The following is a 23,016-nucleotide window of genomic DNA, read 5'->3' as shown; positions in this document are numbered from 1 at the left end:
GTGCTCCTTTTTAGTTAAGACTTAAAAGTGGTGTTTCTTTACCAGCATGGCGGAGTGTTTTTATTACTCCAGCCATTACTTTCCTACATGGGGACAGTTGCCCCGATTTCAAGCTAATGCAGCCTGTTGTTTTCGATGGCGCAGTGAAGACCACAGCGACACCAGGATGAAGGCCACACCGGACAGGCCCGTGAACCATTCCGGTATATGGTACTTGACGGAGGCGAACATGATCAACGCGAGTATGCCGATCGCGTAATGGGCGCCATGTTCCAGGTAGACGAATTCGTCCAGCGTGCCTTTATGTACCAGGAAAACTGTCATCGAACGCACGAACATGGCGCCGATGGCCAGGCCCAGCATGATGATGACGACATCATTGGTAATGGCAAACGCGCCGATCACGCCGTCGAAGCTGAAGGAGGCGTCCAGCACTTCCAGGTAGAGGAAGCCGCCGATGCTGCCGCGCGCCACTGTCTTGATCAAATCGCCATTGCCGCTTTTGGCAGGTGCTGCATTTTCTTCGTCGTCTTCATCTTGCAAATCCGGTTCATTTTCTTCCAGCAGGCCGCTGATCCAGTTCACGCCGATATATACGGCGATGCCGACCAAGCCCGAAGCCAGCACGCTGTACTTTTGAGCCTCTGGCCCCATGGAAACGCAGGCGGCGACGGCGCCCATGGTGATCAGCACGGCCAGGCTTTCGGTGCCCAGGGCGTTGACTTTTTCCTCGGCCCAGCCCAGCCAGTGCAGTTCTTTTTCATCATCGAACAGGAAGTTCAGAAATACCAGCAGCAGGAAAGCGCCGCCGAAGGCTGCGACTTGTGCGTGGTTGTTGGTCAGGTGCTGCGCATAGATGTCGGGCGTGGTGGTGGCCATGGTCCATACGGCAAGCAAGCCTTCGCCGGTGGCGACCGACACGATTACCAGCGGGAACAGCAGGCGCATGCCGAACACGGCCACCAGGATACCGACCGTGAGGAACAGCTTTTGCCAGAATTCATTCCAGTGGCGCAGCACCGAGGCATTTACCACGGCATTGTCGAATGACAGCGATACTTCCATGATGCCCAGCACGCCCGTGATCCACAGCGCTTGCAGCAAGCCAGGCACACCGCCATGGCTATAACCCCACCAGCCGGCGACGGCCATCAGGAGGAAGGTGACGATAAAGGAAAGCCTGAAATGCTGCATGGATTAACCCCGTTGAAAGAAATTGTTCTTATGAATGCGCTATCGGCCCTATGGATAGCGATAGCCGCATTAATACATTGGAATTGTTGTCTATAACGCGGGGGATTTTATATTAGTTAACTCGCCATTGGCGAATTGTTGGGTGGACGCGTGTGTTTGTAAAAGAAGATGACAGGACTTGCAGCATGAAGACCCTCGCGTAGAATATGCGCGCGGTTACTCCTGTATTGTGATATCTGGTCAATAACGAGACGCTGATCCCGCCCCGGGACCTTTACACTAAAAACATAGCCATCATTCCATGTTCCCTTTCTTTTCTGCACCGACGCGCTGCGCCAGCTATGTGTTTCCCTTGCTGTCCCTGCTTGCCTTGTCTGCGCCATTAATGGCAGCCCCCATGACTACAGTACAGGTGGTGGCGGGCCAGGACCGCTGGTCGCAGGCAGTCGCGCGCGACTGGCCTTCGCGTACCCAGGCAGTCCTGGCTTCGGCATCCGCATTATTGCGCGATCACTATGAGATTGATCCGGGCCCGCTGCGGCAGTGGGTGATCGCCGCTTCGCCCACCGACAGGGTCGATGCGCCCGCTGCGCGCATCGTGCTTGAAGCGGGCTTGAGCGAAGCGGAACTGCGTGAACGTGCCTTGTTGTATCCATCGCGGGTGCTGATGTACCAGGCCTTCGAGCGTTTGAGCGCAGGCAATCTGGATCGCTTGCCGCCTTGGTTATTGTCGGCGCTGGCCGATACCCTGGCCCAGGATGCGCTGTGCGCCTTGCATTTGCCGCCGGCGCCGGAACTGGAAGCCGAGATTCCCGTCTGGGATATGGGCAAGGTGGCGCAGCACCAGCCGGCGCCTGCCGGCAGCATGGCCCGCGTAGTGGCCCGTCCTTCGCCCAAAAGCCGGATCGCCATGGCCATCTTGCGCCAGCGCCTGGGGGATGGCTTTCACCAGGCAGTGAAGTCTTATCTGCTGGCCAGCGCGCGCAGCGATTTTAATCAGCCGGCCGCATTCAGCAACTGCTTTGGCATCAGCGAACACGAATTGGCTGGCCTGGAACAACGCCAACGGGATACGCGTGCGCTGCAGCCAGGTTATGCCCAGGCTGTGGGCGATGTCAGCCCGCACATCCATGTGCGCATGGGCGGTTATGTCCAGGACGCTTTTGCCGCCAGCATCGAGCAAAATTCCTTGCCACTGGTGCGCCAGGCTACGCTGCGCTTCGATGAGCTGGTGCACGATTTGTGGCATGTCCAGCTTGAGCATGACGTTACGGTCTATCTGGCCGCAGGCCCGCAAGACTATCAGCAGGTGCTGGCGCAGGATATGCACACCAAGGCTGAGGTTGCCGAAGTGGAGAGCGAAGTGAGCGGTGGCATGTCGAACCGGCGCGGGCAGATCGCCATCAAGTTCGATAGCAAGGGCAATCTGAATAAACTCAATGAGCGGGCCGTGCGCACCACCATGCACGAGTTGACACACCAGATCCAGTACCAGCTGGCCGAAGGCAAGTCAGCCTTTCGCCCGCCGCACTGGATGATGGAAGGGCCGGCCAAGCTGATCGAATACCTGTTTTCGGAACAGATGCTGTTCGATGGCAGCGAGCCGGAGCGCGCTTATGCCTGGCGCCAGACTTCCCTTAAATGGTGGCGGACAGGCAATAGGACGGGCTTGACGCCGGAAGACCTGGTCAATGCAGGAACCGGGCCCGACTGGCTGAAGATGATGAAAGAGCATCGCGGCAATTATGAAATGGCGACCTTGATGATGATGTATCTGAAGGCAGTCAGCGGCGAGTCTTTCTTTTCGGAGCTGGCCAATTATTACCGCCTGAGCGGCCATGCGGGCCAGAATCATCAGCTGGCGTTTAAGACTAGCTTTGGTGTCAGCGAAAGTGATTTTGTTGCCGACTTTAAACTATGGCTGATGAAACAGTGATGGCTGTGGCCAACGGCCTTCTGTCTATGGCGGTAGGGGATCTGCGATAATGGCGGATTGTTTTTCTTACTTATATTGCACAAGGAATACCGCATGGACATCGCTTACCTCGTCACTCCCCTGATCACCTGGATCCTGGTCGGACCGATCAAATTCCTGATCAACAGCGCCCGCACGCGCCAATGGGCGTTTGGCCTGGTCGGCAATGGCGGCTTTCCCAGCAACCATAGCGCCGTCGTATCGAGCATGGCGACCCTGATCGCCTTGCGCGAAGGCATAGGCAATCCTGCCTTCGGCGTGGCCGTCACGCTGGCCTTCATCGTCATCATCGACGCCAACAGCCTGCGCCAGCACGTGGGAAAGCAAGCCGCCGCCATCAACCGCGTGGCCAAGGAAACGGCCAGCCCTGCGCACACCTGGCTGCGCGAACGCATGGGCCATACCCTGGTGGAAATTGCCGGCGGCCTGTGCACGGGCGTAGCGATCGGCTTCCTGGTGAATGCGGTGTTCGGCCGATAAGCAGAACTTTCCCCTCATCTGAAAACCCCGCCGCAAGGCGGGGTTTTGCGTTTCAGGGCGTAAAAACTACGTTTCATCCCCGGAATCAGGCATTACAGGAAGCCGCCGATTGACACTGCCAGAGGCACTCATGGATACTCTGCGGCTTGTAGTTTTAATAAAAATAACGCCCGTATGCCCAGCCGCAATTCAAAAAGTTGTCAGCCAGGTAGGCGGTACTATCATTTCGGAGAAATATCCATGTTGCGCAAAACCCTGTTAGTTGTGGCAATCGCCGCTGCCTTGACCGCTTGTGGCAAGGAGTCCAAAGACCCCGGCAAGGGCAACGCTGCCACTGTTGCCAGCAACCTGCTGATCTCTCCGGAAGATGTGCTGACCATACAAAGCAACGCGCTTTCGTCCGGCCCGGTGATTACCGGTTCCGTGCAGCCAGAGCGCAATGCCGACCTGCGCGCCGAAGTGTCGGCCGTGGTGGTGCAGGTCATGAAGGAAAATGGCGAAGCCGTCAAGCGTGGCGACGTGCTGGTGCGCCTGGACGAGACGGCCATCCGCGACAGCCTCAATTCGGCCGATGAAGCGACCCGTGCCGCAACCCAGACATTGGAGCAGGCGCAGCGCATGTTCGAGCGCATGAAAACCCTGCGCGCTTCGGGCATGACCTCGACGCAGGCTCAGGAAGACGCGGAAATTCGCCGCAACAATGCCCAGAGCGACCTGTCGGCCGCGAAGAGCCGCGCTGCCCAGGCGCGCCAGCAATTGCAGCGCACCCTGGTGCGCGCGCCGTTTGACGGTATCGTCAGCGAGCGCAAGGTATCGAATGGCGATACGGCGCAAATCGGCAAGGAATTGATCAAGGTGATCGATCCTACCAGCATGCGCCTGGAAGGCCTGGTATCGGCCGACAAGATCGGCGTCGTCAAGGTGGGGCAGACCGTCTTGTTCCGCATCAATGGTTATCCTGGCTTGGATTTTACGGGCAAGGTGCGCCGTGTCGATCCGGCCGCCAATGCCGTGACCCGCCAGGTTGCCGTGCTGGTCGATTTCACGGGCAAGGAACAGCCGCGCGTGGCCGGCCTGTATGCGGAAGGCCGCATCGAAGCCGAAAGCGTCAGCGCCCTGATGATACCGGAGTCAGCCCTGGTGAAGGCGGGCGACCAGACTTACACCTGGACCGTCAAGGACAAGGCTTTGCGCAAGACTACCTTGCGCATCGGTGCGCGCGACGTGCGCACTGGCCAATGGGAAGTGACCAATGGCCTGGCCAGTGGCGACAAGGTGCTGCGCACGCCAGGTTCGACCTTCAAGGATGGACAGAAAGTGGATCTGGTGCCCGTCAAGGCAGCGCCGGCCGCCATGGCCAGCACCGACGTGCCTGCAGCTGCTAAAGGAAACTAAGCCATGTTTCTTTCCGATTTCAGTATCAAACGGCCGACCGCCACCATCGTCCTGATTCTGGCGATGATGTGCGTCGGTTTGCTGGCGCTCAAGAAATTGCGCGTCAACCAGAATCCCGATGTGGAAGTCCCGTTCATCGTGGTCAGCATTCCCTATCCAGGCGCCTCGCCCGACACGGTCGAGCGCGAAGTGGTCAACCGCCTGGAAAAGTCCTTGCAAAGCATTTCCGGCGTCACGGAAATCAATAGCAGCGCCGACGAAGGTTCGGCCACCATCTTCCTGAAGTTTTCGTTCAAGACCAACTTGATCGAAGCGTCCGATGATATCCGCAACTCGATTGCCGCCGTGCGCTACAAGTTGCCGCTGGAAATGCGCGAGCCGATACTGCAGCGCATCGATCCAGCCGCCGACCCCATCATGCAGCTGGCGCTGTCGTCGGATACGCAAAGCCATGCGGAAATTTCGCGCCTGGCTGAAGACGTGTTGTCAGACCGTTTCCGCGCCGTCGATGGCGTGGCGCTGGTCAATGTGGGCGGTTCGCTGAAACGTGAGTTATCGGTCTTGTTGCGCGCTGAAAAGTTGCGTGAATACAATGTGTCGGTCAGCGACGTAGTCAACGCCTTGCGCAACCAGAATACCAATGCGCCAGTCGGCAAGGTACGCGGCACCATGGATGAGAAAAGCATCCGCCTGGTGGGCCGCATCGAGTCGCCTGCCGACTTCGAACAAGTGGTGGTCAAGCGCCGCGGCGAGGAAATCGTGCGCCTGGCGCAGGTGGCGACCATCCAGGATGGCTTTGCCGAAGTCAACAGCATGAGCATCCGCAGCGGCAAGCCGAACGTGGGTATCTCGATCACCCGCGTGCGTGACGCCAGCACCGTCAGCGTGGCCAACAAGATCCGCGACATGGTGAAGGAAATCAACAAGACCTTGCCCAAAGGCACGTCCCTGGAAGTGACGCGCGATGGCGGCGAAAACGCGCAGCATAGCTTGAACAATGTGATCGAATCGCTGGTGCTGGGCGCCGTGCTGACCATTTTCGTGGTGTACGCCTTCCTGAATTCCTGGCGGTCGACCCTGATCACGGCACTGAGCTTGCCGACGTCCGTGATCGCGGCCTTTATCGCCGTCTGGCTGTGCGGCTTTACGCTGAACTTCATGACCTTGCTGGGCTTGTCGCTGGCGATTGGCGTGCTGATCGATGACGCCATCGTGGTGCGGGAAAACATCGTGCGCCACATGCAGATGGGCAAGGACCGCCGCACGGCGGCGCTGGAAGGCACGGCCGAGATCGGCCTGGCCGTGGCCGCCACCACCTTCTCCATCATCGCCGTGTTTATTCCGGTGGCCTTCATGCCCGGCATTTCCGGTGAGTGGTTCCGCCCATTCGCCCTGACGGTAACCTGTTCGGTACTGGTCAGTCTGGGCATTTCCTTCACGCTCGATCCGCTGCTGTCGGCTTACTGGGGCGACCCGGCCGACCACCATACGGCGCCGAAAAAAGGCTTGAGCCGGGTGCTGGAGCGTTTCAACAACTGGTTCGACCATCAGGCCGACCGCTATGGCAATGTGATTGCGTGGGCCTTGCATCACCGCCGCTCGATGGCCCTGATCGCCGTCGGCAGCCTGGTGGGCGCCGTGTATGTGCATATCAATCACGGCGGCACCAGCTTCTTGCCGGCGTCGGATTCGGGCAACCTGATGATCAATGTGCGTACGCCTTCGTCGAGCAGCATCGAGTATTCGCGCTTGAAACTGGAAGCGGCGGCGGCCCTGGCGCGTACCTTGCCTGAAACCAAGGAAACCAATAGCTCCATCAATGTCAGCGGCGGGCGCGTGTATGTCGATATCGGCAAGCGCAATACCCGCAAACGTTCGGCCAAGGAAATCGCGGTCGAACTGCGCGAGAAAATGTCGCGCCTGGTGGGCGCCGAATACGTGGTGCAGGATGACTTGAGCAACGGTTCGCAAAAACCGATCCAGGTGGAATTTACGGGCCCGGATTCGCGCAAGTTGATGGAAATCACCAACGCCTATATGGACAAGCTGCGCCAGGTGCCGGGCGCCGTCGACGTGGGCCTGTCCGAGCAAGATCCGAAAAACGAGCTGAAGATTGAACTGAACCGTGGCCTGGCCAACTCCATGGGTATTTCCGTCAACGATGCGGCGCAATCCTTGCGCGTGGCGTTTGCCGGCGTGGAAGTGGGCGACTGGGTCGATCCGACCGGCGAGACGCGTGACGTGGCCGTACGTTTGCATCCTGATGACCGCGTGGCGTCCGAAAATATCGAGCGCCTGCCGATCAGCGTGACGGGTACTTCGCAAATGGTGCCGCTGGATCAGATCGCCACCATCACCATGGGCAAGGGACCATCCGGTATCGAGCACAAGAATGGCAAGCGCACGATCACCGTGTCGGCCAATGCCCAGGGCCGCTCGAACGGCGAAGTGACGTCGGACGCCATGAAGCTGGCCAATTCGATGGATTTCCCGCCAGGTTATGGCTTGTCGCTGGGTGGCGCCGGCCAGGATCAGCAGGAGCTGTTCACGGAAATGCTGATCGCGCTGGTGATGGGGATCGGCCTGATGTATCTGATCCTGGTGATGCAGTTCGATTCCTTCACGGCGCCGCTGGGCGTGATGATGTCCTTGCCGCTGAGCTTGATCGGCGTGATGCTGGCGTTGGTCTTGACGGGCAATACCATCAACCTGATGAGTTTTATCGGCATCATCATGCTGATGGGACTGGTGGCCAAGAACGCCATCCTGTTGCTGGACGCGGCGCGCAAGCGTGAAGAAGAAGGTTATGGCCGTGAAGATGCGCTGATGTATGCAGGCCGCATGCGTCTGCGCCCCATCCTGATGACCACCTTTGCGCTGATCGCCGGCATGTTCCCGGTCGCGCTGGGCCTGGGCGAGGGCGGCGAATTCTACCGTCCACTGGCGATTGCCATCATCGGCGGCACGATCACGTCGACGATTCTGACCTTGCTGGTGGTGCCGACTTTCTACGATAGCATCGAGATTGCACGCGACGGCGCCGTTGCCAAGTTCCACTGGCGCCACGAGCGCATGCATGTCACGTTCGCGTTGATCCTGACCTTCCTCGAATGCGTGCTGACCTTGCTGCTGTTGCGTTTCGTCTACCGCATGCTGAAAAAAGGCGTCCTGTTCCTGCTGAAAGGCCGTACGCCACCAGGCACACCGGTCAGCCTGAACAAGTAAGGTAAACCTCAGCACGGCATATGTTTTATGCAAGAAAAAGCCTTCTTCGGAAGGCTTTTTTTATGCCAGGAACTTTTTAATCATGGTGTGAGCGCAGGCGATATTTGATGCTAGAATAAACTCGGCCAGCACAGTTGTATGGTCTCCAGTCTCTCGTCTCCAGGCAAGTCCCGTTTCAGTCAGTCCAGTTTTAGTCGTGTCCAGTATCCCAGCAGCTCCTCAACGTTGTCATGATGTTGTAATGCAAAGTATCGGATAAGAATAATGGTCCCCAGAACCCGGCTGTCCAGTATCGGCTTGCGCGTCAGGAGTGGCGCCGCGCCACGCCCCTTGCGTTTCCTTTTTCCCTTGTTCATGGCCAGCCTGCTGGCTGGCTGCGCCGTGGGGCCCGACTTCAAGCCTCCCGCGCCGCCGGACGGTGGCGACAGCTACACGCCTACCGCCCTACCTCCACAAACCGCGTCGGCGCCTGGCCCTGCCGGCCAGGCGCAGCGCTTCGTGCCGGGCCAGGACATTCCCGGCCAGTGGTGGTCGCTATTCCAGTCGCCGGCGCTGGACCAGCTGGTGCGCGACGCCCTCAAGCGCAGTCCCAGCCTGGCATCAGCCCAGGCGGCCCTGCGCCAGGCGAATGAAAATTACCGTGCCGAAAGTGGCGAACTGCTGTATCCCAGCGTGAATGCCCAGCTGGGCTTCAACCGCGAAAAGACCAGCCGCCTGACGGGCACGGGTGGTGTCTTCAATTTATACAATGCCTCGGTCAATGTGTCCTACACCCTGGACGTGTTTGGCGCCAACAAGCGGCAGCTGGAGGGGTTGGCGGCCCAAGTTGACTATCAGCAATACCAACTGGAAGCGTCCTACCTGACCCTCACTTCCAACCTGGTGACGACGGCCATACGCGAAGCCTCGCTGCGCGCCCAGTTGCAAGCCACCCAGGACATCCTCGATGCACAGCAGAAACAGCTGGACGTGATCGAGCAGCAATTCAAGTTTGGTGCGATAGGCCGCGGCACGGTGTTGTTACAGCAAAATACGGTCGCGCAGACGCGCGCCACCGTGCCGCCGCTGGAAAAGGCCCTGGCCCAGACCCGCCACCAGTTGTCCGTGTATGCGGGCCAGTTGCCCAGTGAATCAGGCTTGCCCCAGTTCGACCTTGCCTCGCTGCAACTGCCACAGGATTTACCCGTTTCCTTGCCATCGAACCTGGTACGCCAGCGCCCCGACGTGCGCGCCAGTGAAGCCTTGCTGCACCAGGCCAGCGCGCAGATCGGCGTGGCCACGGCCAATCTCTATCCCCAGCTGACCTTGTCGGGCAGCTACGGTTCGACAGCCACAACTTTCCCTTCGCTGCTGCGCAGCAGTTCCGCCATCTGGGGCCTGGGCGCCGGGCTGGCCCAGCCCATCTTCAATGGCGGCGCCCTGAACGCCAAGCGGCGCGCCGCCATCGCCGCCTATGAGGGGGCGGCCGCCGATTACCGCTCCACGGTGCTGGTCGCCTTCCAGAATGTGGCCGATAGCCTGCGCGCGCTCGACAGCGATGCTTCTGCGCTGAAAGAGCAGGCCGAGGTGGAATCGCTGGCGCGTGCCTCGCTGGACTTGAATACCCAGCAATTCAAGCTGGGCGCCATCAGCTACCTGACCTTGCTGGACGCCCAGCGCACCTATCAGCAAGCCAGGGTAGGGCTGGTACAGGCGCAGGCGGCGCGTTATGCCGATAGCGCTGCACTGTTCCAGGCGCTCGGTGGCGGCTGGTGGAACCGGCCCGCGCTGGACGCCGCCAGTACCAGCACGCAGTTGCCGGTGACGGTCAGCGCAGACTAATCATCCTTATCCGTTCGGCAAAACCCGACAAGACGAAGAATAACAAGGAGTGTATCCATGACTAAACGCATGCTGATCATGCTGGGGGCGGTAGTGTTGCTGGTCGCCTTGCTGGCGCTGGGATTTTTCCTGCATATCCGCCAACTGATGGCCAGCGCGCCCAAGCCGGGGCCGCAAACCGTCTCGTCGACCATCGTGCGCAAAGTCGATTGGCAACCGCATTTATCATCGGTGGGCACCATGGTGGCTGTGCGCGGCGTCGATGTGACGACTGAAATTGCGGGCCTGGTGCGCACGATTAACTTCAAGTCTGGCCAGGATGTGGCGGCCGGGCAATTGCTGGTACAACTGAACGCCGATGCCGACATCGCCCAGCTGCGCGCACTGGAAGCGGCCTCCGAACTGGCCGCCTCCGTGCTGGCGCGCGACCGGCAACAGTTTGCCGTGCAAGCCATCAGCCAGGCGCAGATCGACAGTGACCTGGCCGACCTGAAAAGCAAGCAGGCCCTGGCCGCCCAGCAAGCGGCGCTGGTGCAGAAAAAAACCATACGCGCGCCGTTTGCCGGCAAGCTGGGCATTACCACCGTCAATCCGGGCCAGTATCTCAATCCCGGCGACAAGATCGTGACCCTGCAAACCATCGATCCCATCTACGTCGATTTTTATATTCCGCAAAAGAACCTGAGCGGCTTGCAAGTGGGCCAGGTCTTGAACCTGTCCAGCGACGCCTATGCCAATGTGGTCTTTGCCGGCAAGGTCAGCGCCATCAGTTCCAAGGTTGATCCCACCACGCGCAATGTGCAGGTGGAAGCCACGGTAGCCAATCCCAAGCGGCAATTGCTGCCGGGCATGTTTGCCAATGTGAATGTGGAAGTGGGCGATAAAAAACTGTATCTGACCCTGCCGCAGACGGCGATCACCTACAACCCTTACGGTTCCACCGTGTTCGTGGTGCAAGCAGCGTCACAGGCGCCCAAGCCGGCTACGGCCAGCTCTGCGCCAGCCGCGCCACCACCGAAGGCGGGCGACCTGGTGGTGCAGCAAGTATTTGTCACCACCGGCGAGACGCGCGGCGACCAGGTGGCCGTGCTGACGGGCTTGACCGAAGGCCAGCAAGTCGTCACCAGCGGCCAGATCAAGCTCAAGAATGGTAGCCCCGTGGTGATCAGCAACGTGGTCCAGCCGCTCAACAATCCGCGGCCCACGCCGCAGGAACAATAAGGCGCCGCCATGAACTTCACCGATATCTTTATCCGCCGGCCCGTGCTGGCGATGGTGGTGAGCATGCTGCTGGTGGTGCTGGGCTTGCGCTCTTTGTTCAGCCTGCCCATCAACCAGTATCCCAAGACGCAGAACGCGGTGGTGACGATTTCGACTACCTATTACGGCGCCGATGCGCAGACGGTGGCGGGCTTTATCACCCAGCCGCTGGAATCGGCCATCGCGCAGGCGCAGGGTATCGATTACCTGTCGTCCTCGTCCAGCAGTGGCGTATCGACCATCACGGCCACCTTGCGCCTGAACTACGACGCCAACCGGGCGCTGACGGAAATCAATACCCAGGTCAGTTCCGTAAAGAACCAGTTACCGGTGCAGGCGCAAGCGCCCGTGCTGACGGTGCAGACGGGCCAGACCACGGACGCCATGTATCTGGGTTTTTACAGCAAGACCCTGCCGACCAATAACGTCACCGACTTCCTGAGCCGCGTGGTCAAGCCCAAGCTCGATTCCATCTCGGGCGTGCAGACTGCCGAACTGCTGGGTGCGCGCCTGTTCGCCCTGCGCGCCTGGCTCGATTCATCGAAGATGGCGGCCTTCGGCGTGACGGCGGCCGATGTCAGCACGGCGCTGGGCAATAATAACTACCTGGCGGCGCTGGGGTCGAGCAAGGGCCAGATGGTGACCATCCCTCTGACGGCCGGCACCGATTTGCATTCGGTGGAAGAATTCAAGAAGCTGGTGGTCAAGCGCAGCGGCGACTCCATCGTGCGCCTGGAAGACCTGGCTACCGTGGTGCTGGGCTCGGAAAACTATGATTTCAACGTCGCTTTCAGCGGCGTGCGTTCCGTCTTTATCGGCATCAAGGTGGCGCCGGAAGCCAATATCCTCGACGTCGCCAAGCGCGTGCGCAGCAGTTTTCCGGAACTCCAGTCGCAGCTGCCAGCGGGCCTGACGGGCGAAATCGTGTATGACTCCACGGTGTTCATCAACACCTCGATTACCGAAGTCATCAAGACCCTGGTCGAAGCGCTGCTCATCGTCACCATCGTGATTTACCTGTTCCTCGGTAGTTTCCGCGCCGTGATCGTGCCCGTGATCGCCATGCCGCTGTCCTTGATCGGCACTTTTTCCATCATGCTGGCCTTCGGCTACTCCATCAATCTGCTGACCTTGCTGGCCATCGTGCTGGCCATCGGCCTGGTGGTCGACGACGCCATCATCGTGGTGGAAAACGTCGACCGCCACATGAAGGAGGGCAAGTCGCCGCTCGATGCCTCCTTGCTGGCCGCGCGCGAACTGGGCAGCCCCATCCTGGCGATGACGGTGGTGCTGATCGCCGTGTATGTACCGATCGGCTTTCAGGGCGGGCTGACGGGGGCGCTGTTCACGGAATTCGCGTTTACCCTGGCCGGCGCCGTGGCCGTCTCGGGCATCGTGGCGCTGACCCTGTCGCCGATGATGTGTTCGCGCTTCTTCAAGCCGGAACAGGACACGGGCCGCTTCGTGCAGGCGATCGACCGCGTGTTTGAGAAAGTGCACCACCGCTACCAGCGCATCCTGCATTCGCTGCTCGACACCTGGCCGGTGCTGGTCGTGATGGCGGTGATCCTGATGCTGATACTGGGGCTGATGTTCAAGATGTCGCAGTCCGAACTTGCGCCCGAGGAAGACCAGGGCGTGGTGCTGTCGCAAGTGGTGGGCGACCCCACGGCAACCTCGGACCAGATGCAAGTGTATGCCGACCAGGTCTACAAGGTGGCCAAGTCCATGCCTGAATACAGCCAGATGTTCCAGATCACGGGCGTGCCGACCGTCAATGCCGGCATAGGCGGCATGCTGACCAAGCCCTGGGACGAGCGCACGCGCAGCGCCAAGGAAATACAGCAAGACTTGCAGGCGGGCTGGAACAAGATCGCCGGTGCACGCGTGGCCGCCTTTCAGTTCCCCGCCTTGCCAGGTTCCTCGGGCTTGCCCGTGCAATTCGTGATCACCACCACCGAGCCGTTTGAAAACCTCAATACCATCGCGCAGCAGGTGCTCGACAAGGCTCGCTCTTCCGGTAAGTTTTATTTCATCGACACCGACCTGAAAGTCGACAAGCCGCAAGCGACCGTAGTGGTCGACCGCGACAACGTGGCCGCGCTGGGCATGACGCAGCAAGATGTCGGCTCGGCCCTGGGGGCGGCGCTGGGCGGCGGCTATGTCAATTACTTTTCCATCGCGGGCCGCTCTTACAAGGTGATCCCGCAAGTGCTGCAGACGGACCGGCTGAATCCATCCGAGGTCTTGAACTTTTACATCAAGACACCGGACGGCAGCATGATACCGGCCAGCACCGTGGCCCATATCAAGTACGACGTGGTGCCCGAGTCGATCAACCGCTTCCAGCAATTAAATTCCGTCACCCTGTCGGGCGTGTCCGGTTCCTCACAAGGCGAGGTGCTGGGTTTCATGCGCGACACCCTGGCTGAAGTGGCGCCCAGCGGCTATACGGTCGATTATTCCGGGCAGTCGCGCCAGTTCGTGCAGGAATCGGGCGGCTTCGTCGTGACCATGCTGTTTGCGGTGGTGATCGTCTTCCTGGCGCTGGCGGCGCAGTTTGAAAGTTTCCGCGACCCTGTGGTGATTCTGGTTTCCGTGCCGCTGGCCCTGTTTGGCGCCACCATGTTCATCTTCCTGGGTTTTGCTTCCATCAATATTTACACGGAGGTGGGGCTGGTGACCCTGATGGGGCTGATCAGCAAGCACGGTATCCTGATCGTGGAAGTGGCGAACCAGCTGCAAAAGACAGGCATGAACAAGCGCGAAGCGGTGGAAGCAGCCGCTGCCGTGCGTCTGCGTCCTATCCTGATGACGACAGCAGCCATGGTGTTTGGCGTGCTGCCGCTGGTGATCGCCTCGGGCGCGGGGGCTGCGGGCCGCCACGCGATGGGGCTGGTGATCTTTACGGGCCTGTCCATCGGCACCTTGTTTACCCTGTTCGTCGTGCCGGCCATGTATCTGTTCCTGGCAGCCGACCACCAGGCGATCAAGGCGCCGGCGCCGGGCAAGGATGATCCGCAGGAAGTGAAGGAGTTGCCCACGCATTGATGGGGCATACTCAGGAAAAGAGCCTTCTTCGGAAGGCTCTTTTCTATTCTCAGTAACGCTACATCTGTCACGCGCCGTAGTGGCTAACTGCCGCTGGGTGGTGGCGTCGTCGTCCCTGTTCCTGTTCCCGGTGTGCTGTTATTGTTCGGTGGCGTGGTTGGCGGCATAGTCGTGCCGTCGGGATTGGTGGTGCCGGGTGTGGCGCCTGGCGTCGTCGATGGAGTGGCAGGCGGTGTGTTGTCTGGCGTGGACGTGCCGTTCGTGCCCGAGGTGCCGCTGTTGCCCGAGCCTGGCGTGGTAGCCGGCGTGGCGGCCGGGGCCGTATTGGCGTCGTTGTGCTTGTTGCAGCCACCCAGCAGCGCACATGCGATGGCGGTGCCGAGGACTAGCCTGCTGGTGGTAAGGAGTGGGGCCGTCATGATTATTCCTTTCTCGTTGAAAAGCTGGGTAGCTGCCACAAGGCTGGCATCGCTTGTAAAAATTAGAGTGGGGAGACGGCCACAGGTTCACCGGATTTACCAATCGGTGCAGGGCAGACGTTTGCGCTAGCGCAGAAGAATGGAAATGAAGCGGCCATGACGTGGGTTCGCCTGGCCATCGTGCTCCAACGCTGCAATGCTTATTTGGTGGCGGGAACCTTGCTCACTTCCACTTCCCAATCCACGCCCGATTCGATATGGTGCTTGGCGGCAAAGTCTCCCTGGCTGATGGCGACGGCCACGTCCAGCAGGCTGTTCAGGTAGACCAGCGGCTTGCCCTTGGCGACGCCGCCAAACGTATGTTCGAACGGCGCCGTGACCTTGGCCACCTGCTTACCTTTGTGCAAGATACGCACTTGCAGCGGGTCATGCAGTTTGACCTGTAATTCATCGAGCAGAGCCTTCGGGATATTGGTCCAGACATTGCCATACTTCACGTCCAGCACGGGCACGATGCCGCGGATGGTATTGCCGTCGCGCACGGCGTGCTGGTAAGCAATCTTCACCACCGATTCGCTGGGCAGCACGGGGCCGACTTGCTCGTAGCTGATGGTGCCCGAGGCCAGGCGCGCGCCCACGTAGGCGTACACATCGCGGCCGTGGAAGGTGTAGGACTCGCCGGAACCGGCCAGGCGGTTGACCTTTTCATCGATTTCACGCAGCTCGGCCACGCCATCGCGCTCAGCAATCAGGGTAAACAAGCCATTGTCCGGGCCGACGAAATAACGGCCGCCCTTGGTTTTCAGCACCACCGACTTGCGGTTGGTGCCTACGCCAGGATCGATCACGGACACGAACACCGTGCCTTGCGGCCAGTAATTGGCGGTCTGATACAAACGGTAGGCGCCCAGCCAGATATCGTAGTCGGGAATCTGGTGCGTCAGGTCCGATACATTCAGGTTCGGGTCCACGCCATAGGCTACGCCGTGCATGGCCGAGACGGCGCCATCGGCCGTGCCGAAGTCCGTCATCAGCACCAGTGGCGACGCTGCCTGGGCGGCGGACAGCATGACAGCGCTCAGGCAGACGCCAGCGACGAGTTGGGAGAGATGTTTGCGAAGCATGATTTTCCTTGTCTACGATAATAATGTGTTGCGCTTAAAACGTGTAGCTGAGCTTGCCATAAAAGTAAGCTCCATTGACCCCGATGGGGTTGATAAAGTTGTAGGGCAGGGCGCCGCCATAGGTGGCGTTATTGGTTTCCCGCACCCTTTGCGGATAGCGGTCCAGGATATTGTTGCCGCCCAGACTCAAGGTCAGTTGCTTGCTCAGCTTGATTTGGCCTTCCAGATCCAGCGACCAGACAGCGCCGAAGCGCTGCGCAGGAATGCCGTCGATCAGCGGTGCATCGCTATCGTACGAGAAATCTTTCAGTTCGCCGAAGCGGGTGGCGCGCACTTGCACGCCCCAGCCTGCCGTTTGCCAGTCGGCGCCCAAAATCAGCTTGCTGGTGGGCGAGGCATTCTTGATGCGGAACAAGCTGGTGTCGGTCAGCAAGGTCAAGCTCGGGTCGATGGCCGACAGGGCGGCCGAACTCTGGCGTACCTTGTCCAGGCTGGTCTTGTTCAGGTTCAGGGCCGCGTTCAGGTTCAGCTTGCCGTTGGCAAATGGCAGATCATGGTTCAGCACCACGTCCAGCCCTTTGGTACGGGTGTCGAGCAAGTTGGCCAGATAAGCGACGGACTGGATATCGCTGCGGCCCACCGATTCCAGGTAGGTCGTGACGGCGTCGCTTTGCAAGTCGCTCGAACGCGTGATGCGGTCGCGGATGCGGATCACGTAAGCATCCACCGTCAGGCTGGTGGCGCTGGCCAGTTTCCAGGCCAGGCCCAGCGACAGATTGGTCGATTTTTCCGGTTTTAATGGTTGCGCACCAAAGCTGCGCGCCAGCGGGTCGCTGGCTGGCAACAGGGCCGAGGTTTGCAGGGCCGTGCCATCGCTATTGAAGTTCAGGGTGGCGAAGCGGAAACCCGTTTGCACCAAAGCCGGTGCGCGGAAACTGTTCGACAACGAGCCGCGCAGCAGGAAATCGTTGGTGACTTTATAGCGCGCCGACAGCTTGCCGGTGCTGGCGCTGCCGAAATCGCTGTAGTCCGAATAGCGGGCGGCCGCGCCCAGCAGCAGGCGCTGCGTGATATCGCTTTCCACGTCGGCATAGATGGAGCGGATCTGGCGGCTGCCGTCGTACGCGTCCGAAGGCCGCAAGCCCGGACCGGCCTGCGCTCCCGGTGGCGCATCGGTGATGCTGCCAGCCGCATATGACGCCGGGTCGCCGGACGAGCTTTGGTAAGTTTCGCGCATCCATTCGGCGCCCACCGCCACATTCAAGGGGGCAGGCAAGCCGATGTCGACAGTGCGGGTGGCGTCCAGGTTCAGTGCGTTCTGGCGGAAATCAAAACTGGCCAGGTGGAAACTGGTGGGGCTGGCGGCACCCAGCGAGGCGTTGACGGAATGGCTGACGCCATAGTCGAAACGGTCGCTGCCGTGGCGGGCGCTGGCATCCCAGTTCCAGTCGGCAATGCTGCCGCGCGCACCGGCCACTACGCTGATATCGCGCTTGTTGCCATTGGTCACGGGGCGATAGCCATTCGGGTAGAGCGACAAGACATTCGACGGGTCGCCCGGATAGCGGAAGTAGGCGCTGCCGTCGGACTTGCGGTCATTCAGAGTGGCAAATGAATACAGGTCGATGCCATTGTCCAGCGTGAACTGCGTGTTGTAGAACAGATAGTTGTTGTGCTGGCGCGAGTCGCCCGACTTGAACAGCACCTTGCCATCGAGCGCCAGGTCGGCCGGCGTGGAATTGGAAGACGTCCAGCCCGCGTCGCTGGGGCCGGCGCGTTCCGTGGGCGAGCGGCGGCGCGACTCGGCGCCGAAGCGGAAAAAGCCCGTATCGCCCAGCGGCACACCATAGTCGGCATTGACGATGACGGTCTGGCCATCGGTCAGGGTTTGATTCGTCGGGTCAAAATGCGTGTGGTTGGCGCCGTAGCTGACGGAGGCGGAACCGCCCGTGCGCGCTTTCTTGAGCACGATATTGATCACGCCAGCCACCGCGTCGCTGCCGTACTGGGCGCCCGCGCCGTCGCGCAAGATCTCGATATGGTCGATGGCGTTCGGTGGTATCGCATTGATGTCGACCGGCACCGTGCCGGCAAAGCTGCTTTCCGTATCGAGCACGGCGCTGGTATGGCGGCGCTTGCCGTTGATCAATACCAGCACCTGGTCGGGCGCCAGCCCGCGCAACTGGATGCCGCGCACGGAGTCGGACGCGCCGCTCGATTCGATGCGCGGGAAATTGATCGATGGCGATAGCGCCTGCAGGGCCGCGCCCACGTCGCCCGAAGCCAGCGCATTGTCCACCTCGCGCGTGCCAAAGCGGTCGATCGGCACGCTGCTGTCGAACACCGTGCGGTTGCGCGCGCGCGAACCGACCACGGTCACCTGGTCGATATTCGATGCTGCTTCTGAAACAGCCGGAGGCGTGTCATCGGCCCAGACAGGGGCGGCGCCCAGCATGGCGCAGGCCAGGACGATGGTGCGCAGGGGCGTGGTGGGAGCGGGGTAGGTGCGGGCGTGGTGTGATGGCAAGGCGGTCCTCAATCTCGGTCTGGTGTTTGTGGAAACTTTGACACGAGCTTAAGGCAGGCCATTGCCAGGGCTAACGATTCTTTATGGATATGCTTATGTTGTTGCCATATTGCATCATCCAAAAAAAAGCGCCCATATCGTCATGGGCGCCTTCGGTACAAATTACACAGTGTGTTCGGCTTCGTCGAGATCGGGAGCGTCGTCGCTGTTATAGACATCGAGGTCGGTTTGCCCCATCACGCGGCTGGTCACCGTGCCAGCCGTAATCGAGCCGCTGACGTTCAGTGCCGTGCGGCCCATGTCGATCAGCGGTTCGACCGAGATCAGCAAACCGGCCAGGGCCACTGGCAAGTCCATCGCCGACAGTACGATCAGCGCGGCGAAGGTGGCGCCGCCGCCCACGCCGGCGACGCCGACGGAACCGATGGTGATGATGGCCAGCAACGGCAGCAGGAAGCTGATGGTGAACGGGTCAACGCCAACGGTCGGAGCGATCATCACGGCCAGCATGGCAGGATAAATGCCGGCGCAGCCATTCTGGCCGATGGTCGAGCCGAACGAGGCTGCGAAGTTGGCGATGCCTTCCGGCGTGCCCAGGCGCTTGGTTTGCGTCTGCACGCTCATCGGGATGGAACCGGCGCTGGTGCGCGAGGTGAAGGCGAAGGCCAGTACAGGGAAGACTTTTTTCACGAAGCGCACCGGGTTCAAGCCCACGCCGGAAATGATCGCCAGGTGCACCAGGAACATCAGGAACAGCGCGCTGTAGGAAGCGACCACGAAGTTGATCAGTTTCAAGATGTCGGCGGCGCTGGAGCTTGACACCACTTCAAACATCAGCGCGAACACGCCGTACGGTGTCAAACGCAGCACCAGGGTGACCATGCGCATGACGATGGCGTGCGCCACCTTCATGAAGTGTTCGAACGAGGCAAAGATTTCCGGTTTTTTCGCGGCGATGCCGGTGGCTGAAACGCCGATGAAGATCGAGAACACGACCACCGCGATGGTGGAGGTCTTGCGCGCGCCCGTCATGTCGAGGAAAGGGTTGGTCGGCACGAAACTGACCAGCAGTTTCGGCAAGGACAGGGCCTTGGCCGTTTCCAGCGAGCCCTGCAACTGTATGCCGCGCGCCACTTCGGCTGCGCTCGACGTCAAGCCGACAGCCGTCAGGCCGAACAGCTTGGCCATCAGGATGCCGATGGCGGCTGCCACCGTGGTGGTGATCAGCAGGGTGCCGATGGTCAGCGCGCTGATCTTGCCCAGCGAACTGGCATCCTTGAGTTTCAATATGGCGGAAATGATGGACACCATGATCAGCGGCATGATGATCATTTGCAGCAGTTTCACATAGCCATTGCCGATGATGCCCAGGTATTCATTGGTGCCGGCGATGGCCAGCGAGTCGATGCCGTAGATGGCTTGCGCCGCCGCGCCCAGCAGCACGCCGAGGCCCAGGCCCGTGAAGACGCGCACGGTGAACGTCGCGTGGCGGCTTTGCTGGCGGAACATGAAGCCGATAACGACCAGCGCGGCCAGCAGGTTGAGGATAATGTTGATTGCCATAATGGGCCTTATCTTGGTTTTATTTGGACTGCAACGGGCATTCTATAGAACTTTGCCTTTGATAACATCCGCACCAGCCCTGGGCGGAAGGGGCAAACACTCTACCTTACTATGGGGGCGGACTGCTTGATGTGGCTGAGAATATTACCTTATAAGGATATTCCTCTCAGGTATAAAAGACCTGCACAGCATTGTAGATTCGCTTATTTCATGCCAGCATGGCATGTTGGGCCGCTTCCCGTGGGCGGCTGTATTTGAACAGAAGGAGAAAATGGATCATCGTTCCAAAGGGCAACTTATCGAAGCCGTCATCGCGGCCGGCCCCGCCACCCTGGCCATCACGGCCGGCTACCCCGTGCTGTTCTACAACCTCATACGCACCTATGCCGACGCGCCTGGCGTCAATAGTCTGGCTGCGCTCTTGCTGGCTGGCGGCCTGTGGGCCTTGCTGGAATTCTGGCGTATCGCTTTGGCCACCGTGGCGCGCAAGGCCTATGCTTTTAATTGGCGCTTCTGGCTTGCCATCGCCGGCTTCCTCGCTTGCGCCGTGCGCTTCCTGCCCGATATGCCGGCCGGCGTGGCGCTGCTGTTGATGGTTTTGCCGGCACTGGCGTGGACGCATTTTATTTTGCTGCAGGCCAAGCGTCCCAAGCAGGGCTGAGTCCTTGCCGATACCGGGGATGGATAGCGATATAATTTCGTCCCCGTGTGGCAAAGCTGGTCTGCCCCCACCCTGATCTGGAAAGAATGTCGATGAAAGCCCTGTTTTTGCTGTTATTCGTCTCTGGCGCCGCGCTGGCCGATGACGCCGCCCTATTGCAATGCCGTACTATCAGCGAGGTTGCCAGCCGCGTGCAATGCTATGACGCCATTCCGGTCGCTACTGTTACTGCCAATGCTGCTGCCACACCCGCACAGCGCGAACAGCGTTTTGGCATGGAAACAGTCAAGGTGCCGCAAGCAGTCAAGGAGCAGGAAAGCAATTCCATCACCAGCACCATCACCGGTAACTTTGATGGCTGGAGCGGTAATGAATTAATTAAGTTGAGCAATGGACAGGTATGGCGCATCGTCGATGGCAGCTCGGCCACGCTATCGCCGGTGAGTAACCCAAAAGTGACGGTCGAACGTAATTTTCTCGGCACCTTCTTCCTGAAGATCGAAGGCACCAACAATTCGCCGAAGGTGCGCCGCGTACAGTAAGTAATCAGTAATTAGTCTGGATCGGGCGTGTCGTGCCAGACGATGCGCCCATTGCCTGCCTCATCCAGGCGCGCCAGCAGCGCATCGGCGGCGTTGTCGGCCAGGCTGAAATCGAATAGCACGGCGTCACCATGCTGTACTTCCAGCAAGGTGGCGCCGGCCGCGTCCAGCTCGCGGCGCAGCATGCCTTCCATGGCGTAGGGCAGGGCGCAGCGCAGTGCGCGCTGGCGCACGATGGCTATTTTCTCTGCCTGCAGCAGCGCCTGCGCCACGCTATCGGTATAAGCGCGCACCAGGCCGCCCGCACCCAGCTTTACGCCGCCGAAATAACGCACCACCGTCGCCAGCACGCCTTCCAGGTCCTGGTGGCGCAGCACGTCGAGCATGGGCCGCCCGGCCGTGCCGCTCGGTTCGCCATCATCGACGGCCGCCGATTGTCCACCTGCCAGCAGCGCCCAGCACACATGGCAGGCGCCAGGATGCTGCGCCTTCAAACCGTTCACCACCTGTTGCGCGCTGGCCCTGTCCGTCATGGGTTGTACGCAGCCGATAAAACGGCTTTTCTTGATGATGAGTTCACTGTGGACAGGCGTGGCAATGGTGGACGGCATAAGGGGTAGGGCGGCAGGCAAAGCAGCATGATAGAGGAAATACATGCGGCGGACGAGGCTGGCTCGATCACGCTGCCGGCCTTGACACCAGCTCCCGCAGTTTCGCATCGCGCACCTGCAATAGATCAAACAGGCCCAGCGCGTGCAGGGCCGGCAGCGCTTCGACGATATCGCGCTCCGCATCCTTGCGTTGGTCGGCGCTGCTGGCAGGGTCCAGCCAGGAGCGGGCGTTGAGCAGGAAAGCGCCTACCGTACCCTTGCGTACGGTGAGACCATTGAATTGCCCCTGGTTTTGTTCATCCGGTAAAAGATCTTCTGCGCGCATGATGGACTCCTGTAGTGGTTGAGAGACTCCACTGTATGATGGAGCGATTGTCTTGTCTGCCTTGTTTATGACTATCGATACGTTAAATCAGCCAACGTCGGTGCTGGTGCCACTTTATGCTGTGCTGATCTCCCAGCCGCAGGAAAGGCTGACACCCGCCCACTGCCACGCCAGCGGCCAACTGTTTGGCGCCGTGCAGGGCTTGCTGTCCATCGGTGCCGAGGCGGCGCAGTGGGTAGTGCCTGCCAGCCATTGCGTGTGGATGCCGCCCCATCACTCCCACTCCTTGCGCTCGCATGGTCCATTTGCGGGCTGGAGCGTGTATATAGATGAAGCCGCTTGCGATCGCTTGCCTGCCACACCCTGCGTGCTGCGCGTGTCCGATTTGCTGCGTGTGGCCGTGGTCCGTGCCGCCAGCTGGAACGGTCAGCTGCAGGACGAGCGGCAAGCCAGGGTGGCGGGCGTGATCCTCGATGAAATCGCGGCCGCACCGCATGAAGCGCTGGGCTTGCCGTTGCCTTCCGACCCGCGCTTGCTGCGGGTGGCGCGGGCCGTGCTGGACGACCTGGCGGGCGAACACAGTGTAGCTGCCCTGGCGGCCTGGGCCGGCCTGTCGCCGCGCACCCTGGTGCGCCGTTTCACGGCCGAAACCGGATTCAACTTTTCCGCCTGGCGCCAGCGCGCCCGCATCTTGCGCGCCCTGGAATTGCTGGCCGCCGGCCAAGCCGTCACCAGCATCGCGCTGGACCTGGGCTACGACAATGTGAGCGCCTTCATCGCGATGTTCAAGCGCGTGATGGGCGTGACGCCTGGAAAGTATGGGGAAGGGTGGGAGTAGGTGGG

The 23,016-nt window shown here is 60.4% G+C and carries 17 protein-coding genes; 10 read left to right on the top strand and 7 right to left on the bottom strand.

Translation table 11 applies throughout. The annotated features are described in order from the left end of the window. Window positions 1–108: 108 nt before the first annotated feature. A complete protein-coding gene (locus HDE75_RS16170; RefSeq protein ID WP_183676731.1) occupies window positions 109–1,194 on the bottom strand; it encodes a DUF475 domain-containing protein in 1,086 nt (361 codons plus the stop codon). Between the two features lie 397 nt (window positions 1,195–1,591). Here HDE75_RS16170 and HDE75_RS16165 point away from each other — a divergent pair, with 397 nt between their 5' ends. The 7 genes from HDE75_RS16165 to HDE75_RS16135 all read left to right on the top strand — a co-directional run bounded on the left by HDE75_RS16165 (window position 1,592) and on the right by HDE75_RS16135 (window position 14,401). Continuing rightward, window positions 1,592–3,130: a hypothetical protein gene (locus HDE75_RS16165; protein WP_183676732.1), complete on the top strand. Its 1,539-nt coding sequence runs from the start codon at window positions 1,592–1,594 to the stop codon at window positions 3,128–3,130. 93 nt (window positions 3,131–3,223) lie between these two features. Further along, the gene (locus tag HDE75_RS16160) at window positions 3,224–3,649 is read left to right on the top strand and encodes a divergent PAP2 family protein (RefSeq protein ID WP_183676733.1); all 426 of its coding nucleotides are present in this window, start codon (window positions 3,224–3,226) and stop codon (window positions 3,647–3,649) included. Between the two features lie 240 nt (window positions 3,650–3,889). After that, entirely contained in the window at window positions 3,890–5,044 is a 1,155-nt protein-coding gene (locus HDE75_RS16155; protein ID WP_183676734.1) for an efflux RND transporter periplasmic adaptor subunit, read from the top strand. 3 nt (window positions 5,045–5,047) lie between these two features. Continuing rightward, entirely contained in the window at window positions 5,048–8,269 is a 3,222-nt protein-coding gene (locus tag HDE75_RS16150) for an efflux RND transporter permease subunit (RefSeq protein ID WP_183676735.1), read from the top strand. 264 nt (window positions 8,270–8,533) lie between these two features. Then, window positions 8,534–10,090, top strand: a complete 1,557-nt coding sequence (locus tag HDE75_RS16145; protein ID WP_183676736.1) for an efflux transporter outer membrane subunit — start codon at window positions 8,534–8,536, stop codon at window positions 10,088–10,090. A 57-nt stretch (window positions 10,091–10,147) separates the two neighbouring features. Next, a complete protein-coding gene (locus HDE75_RS16140) occupies window positions 10,148–11,311 on the top strand; it encodes an efflux RND transporter periplasmic adaptor subunit (RefSeq protein WP_183676737.1) in 1,164 nt (387 codons plus the stop codon). Window positions 11,312–11,320: 9 nt separating this feature from the next. Further along, window positions 11,321–14,401: an efflux RND transporter permease subunit gene (locus tag HDE75_RS16135; protein WP_183676738.1), complete on the top strand. Its 3,081-nt coding sequence runs from the start codon at window positions 11,321–11,323 to the stop codon at window positions 14,399–14,401. A gap of 83 nt (window positions 14,402–14,484) precedes the next feature. On the opposite strand, the gene HDE75_RS16130 is transcribed toward HDE75_RS16135, so the two are convergent. The 4 genes from HDE75_RS16130 to HDE75_RS16115 all read right to left on the bottom strand — a co-directional run bounded on the left by HDE75_RS16130 (window position 14,485) and on the right by HDE75_RS16115 (window position 20,034). Next, window positions 14,485–14,820, bottom strand: coding sequence for a hypothetical protein (locus tag HDE75_RS16130; RefSeq protein ID WP_183676739.1), 336 nt, complete (start codon window positions 14,818–14,820; stop codon window positions 14,485–14,487). Window positions 14,821–15,020: 200 nt separating this feature from the next. After that, window positions 15,021–15,944: an SAM hydrolase/SAM-dependent halogenase family protein gene (locus HDE75_RS16125; protein WP_183676740.1), complete on the bottom strand. Its 924-nt coding sequence runs from the start codon at window positions 15,942–15,944 to the stop codon at window positions 15,021–15,023. A gap of 34 nt (window positions 15,945–15,978) precedes the next feature. Continuing rightward, complete coding sequence (locus HDE75_RS16120) at window positions 15,979–18,471, bottom strand: TonB-dependent receptor plug domain-containing protein (RefSeq protein WP_260174117.1); 2,493 nt, start codon at window positions 18,469–18,471, stop codon at window positions 15,979–15,981. Between the two features lie 162 nt (window positions 18,472–18,633). After that, window positions 18,634–20,034: an L-cystine transporter gene (locus HDE75_RS16115; protein WP_183676741.1), complete on the bottom strand. Its 1,401-nt coding sequence runs from the start codon at window positions 20,032–20,034 to the stop codon at window positions 18,634–18,636. Between the two features lie 271 nt (window positions 20,035–20,305). Here HDE75_RS16115 and HDE75_RS16110 point away from each other — a divergent pair, with 271 nt between their 5' ends. Both HDE75_RS16110 and HDE75_RS16105 read left to right on the top strand, forming a co-directional pair. Next, window positions 20,306–20,695 carry a hypothetical protein gene (locus HDE75_RS16110; protein ID WP_183676742.1) on the top strand — a complete coding sequence of 130 codons (390 nt, stop codon included), beginning with the start codon at window positions 20,306–20,308 and terminating at the stop codon, window positions 20,693–20,695. Window positions 20,696–20,787: 92 nt separating this feature from the next. Further along, entirely contained in the window at window positions 20,788–21,237 is a 450-nt protein-coding gene (locus HDE75_RS16105; protein WP_183676743.1) for a hypothetical protein, read from the top strand. Window positions 21,238–21,248: 11 nt separating this feature from the next. Here HDE75_RS16105 and HDE75_RS16100 read toward each other — a convergent pair whose 3' ends face one another. Both HDE75_RS16100 and HDE75_RS16095 read right to left on the bottom strand, forming a co-directional pair. Then, window positions 21,249–21,848, bottom strand: coding sequence for an IMPACT family protein (locus tag HDE75_RS16100; protein WP_183676744.1), 600 nt, complete (start codon window positions 21,846–21,848; stop codon window positions 21,249–21,251). Between the two features lie 67 nt (window positions 21,849–21,915). After that, entirely contained in the window at window positions 21,916–22,173 is a 258-nt protein-coding gene (locus HDE75_RS16095) for a hypothetical protein (protein ID WP_183676745.1), read from the bottom strand. 52 nt (window positions 22,174–22,225) lie between these two features. Between HDE75_RS16095 and HDE75_RS16090 the strand changes: the two genes are divergently transcribed. Further along, entirely contained in the window at window positions 22,226–23,011 is a 786-nt protein-coding gene (locus HDE75_RS16090; protein WP_260174116.1) for an AraC family transcriptional regulator, read from the top strand. Window positions 23,012–23,016: the final 5 nt, after the last annotated feature.

This window comes from Janthinobacterium silvisoli (assembly GCF_014200725.1).
Taxonomy (GTDB): domain Bacteria; phylum Pseudomonadota; class Gammaproteobacteria; order Burkholderiales; family Burkholderiaceae_D; genus Janthinobacterium.
The sequence above is the reverse complement of the archived record's forward strand: the minus strand, read 5'-3'. Positions and strand labels throughout refer to the sequence as shown.

Excerpts from the sequence above, each read along its gene's own strand:
- HDE75_RS16125 (WP_183676740.1), bottom strand. The coding sequence starts at position 15,944 with ATGCTTCGCAAACATCTCTCCCAACTCGTCGCTGGCGTCTGCCTGAGC.
- HDE75_RS16095 (WP_183676745.1), bottom strand. The coding sequence starts at position 22,173 with ATGCGCGCAGAAGATCTTTTACCGGATGAACAAAACCAGGGGCAATTC.
- HDE75_RS16170 (WP_183676731.1), bottom strand. The coding sequence starts at position 1,194 with ATGCAGCATTTCAGGCTTTCCTTTATCGTCACCTTCCTCCTGATGGCC.
- HDE75_RS16165 (WP_183676732.1), top strand. The coding sequence starts at position 1,592 with ATGACTACAGTACAGGTGGTGGCGGGCCAGGACCGCTGGTCGCAGGCA.
- HDE75_RS16100 (WP_183676744.1), bottom strand. The coding sequence starts at position 21,848 with ATGCCGTCCACCATTGCCACGCCTGTCCACAGTGAACTCATCATCAAG.
- HDE75_RS16140 (WP_183676737.1), top strand. The coding sequence starts at position 10,148 with ATGACTAAACGCATGCTGATCATGCTGGGGGCGGTAGTGTTGCTGGTC.
- HDE75_RS16160 (WP_183676733.1), top strand. The coding sequence starts at position 3,224 with ATGGACATCGCTTACCTCGTCACTCCCCTGATCACCTGGATCCTGGTC.
- HDE75_RS16110 (WP_183676742.1), top strand. The coding sequence starts at position 20,306 with ATGGATCATCGTTCCAAAGGGCAACTTATCGAAGCCGTCATCGCGGCC.
- HDE75_RS16145 (WP_183676736.1), top strand. The coding sequence starts at position 8,534 with ATGGTCCCCAGAACCCGGCTGTCCAGTATCGGCTTGCGCGTCAGGAGT.
- HDE75_RS16105 (WP_183676743.1), top strand. The coding sequence starts at position 20,788 with ATGAAAGCCCTGTTTTTGCTGTTATTCGTCTCTGGCGCCGCGCTGGCC.
- HDE75_RS16115 (WP_183676741.1), bottom strand. The coding sequence starts at position 20,034 with ATGGCAATCAACATTATCCTCAACCTGCTGGCCGCGCTGGTCGTTATC.
- HDE75_RS16130 (WP_183676739.1), bottom strand. The coding sequence starts at position 14,820 with ATGACGGCCCCACTCCTTACCACCAGCAGGCTAGTCCTCGGCACCGCC.
- HDE75_RS16150 (WP_183676735.1), top strand. The coding sequence starts at position 5,048 with ATGTTTCTTTCCGATTTCAGTATCAAACGGCCGACCGCCACCATCGTC.
- HDE75_RS16155 (WP_183676734.1), top strand. The coding sequence starts at position 3,890 with ATGTTGCGCAAAACCCTGTTAGTTGTGGCAATCGCCGCTGCCTTGACC.
- HDE75_RS16135 (WP_183676738.1), top strand. The coding sequence starts at position 11,321 with ATGAACTTCACCGATATCTTTATCCGCCGGCCCGTGCTGGCGATGGTG.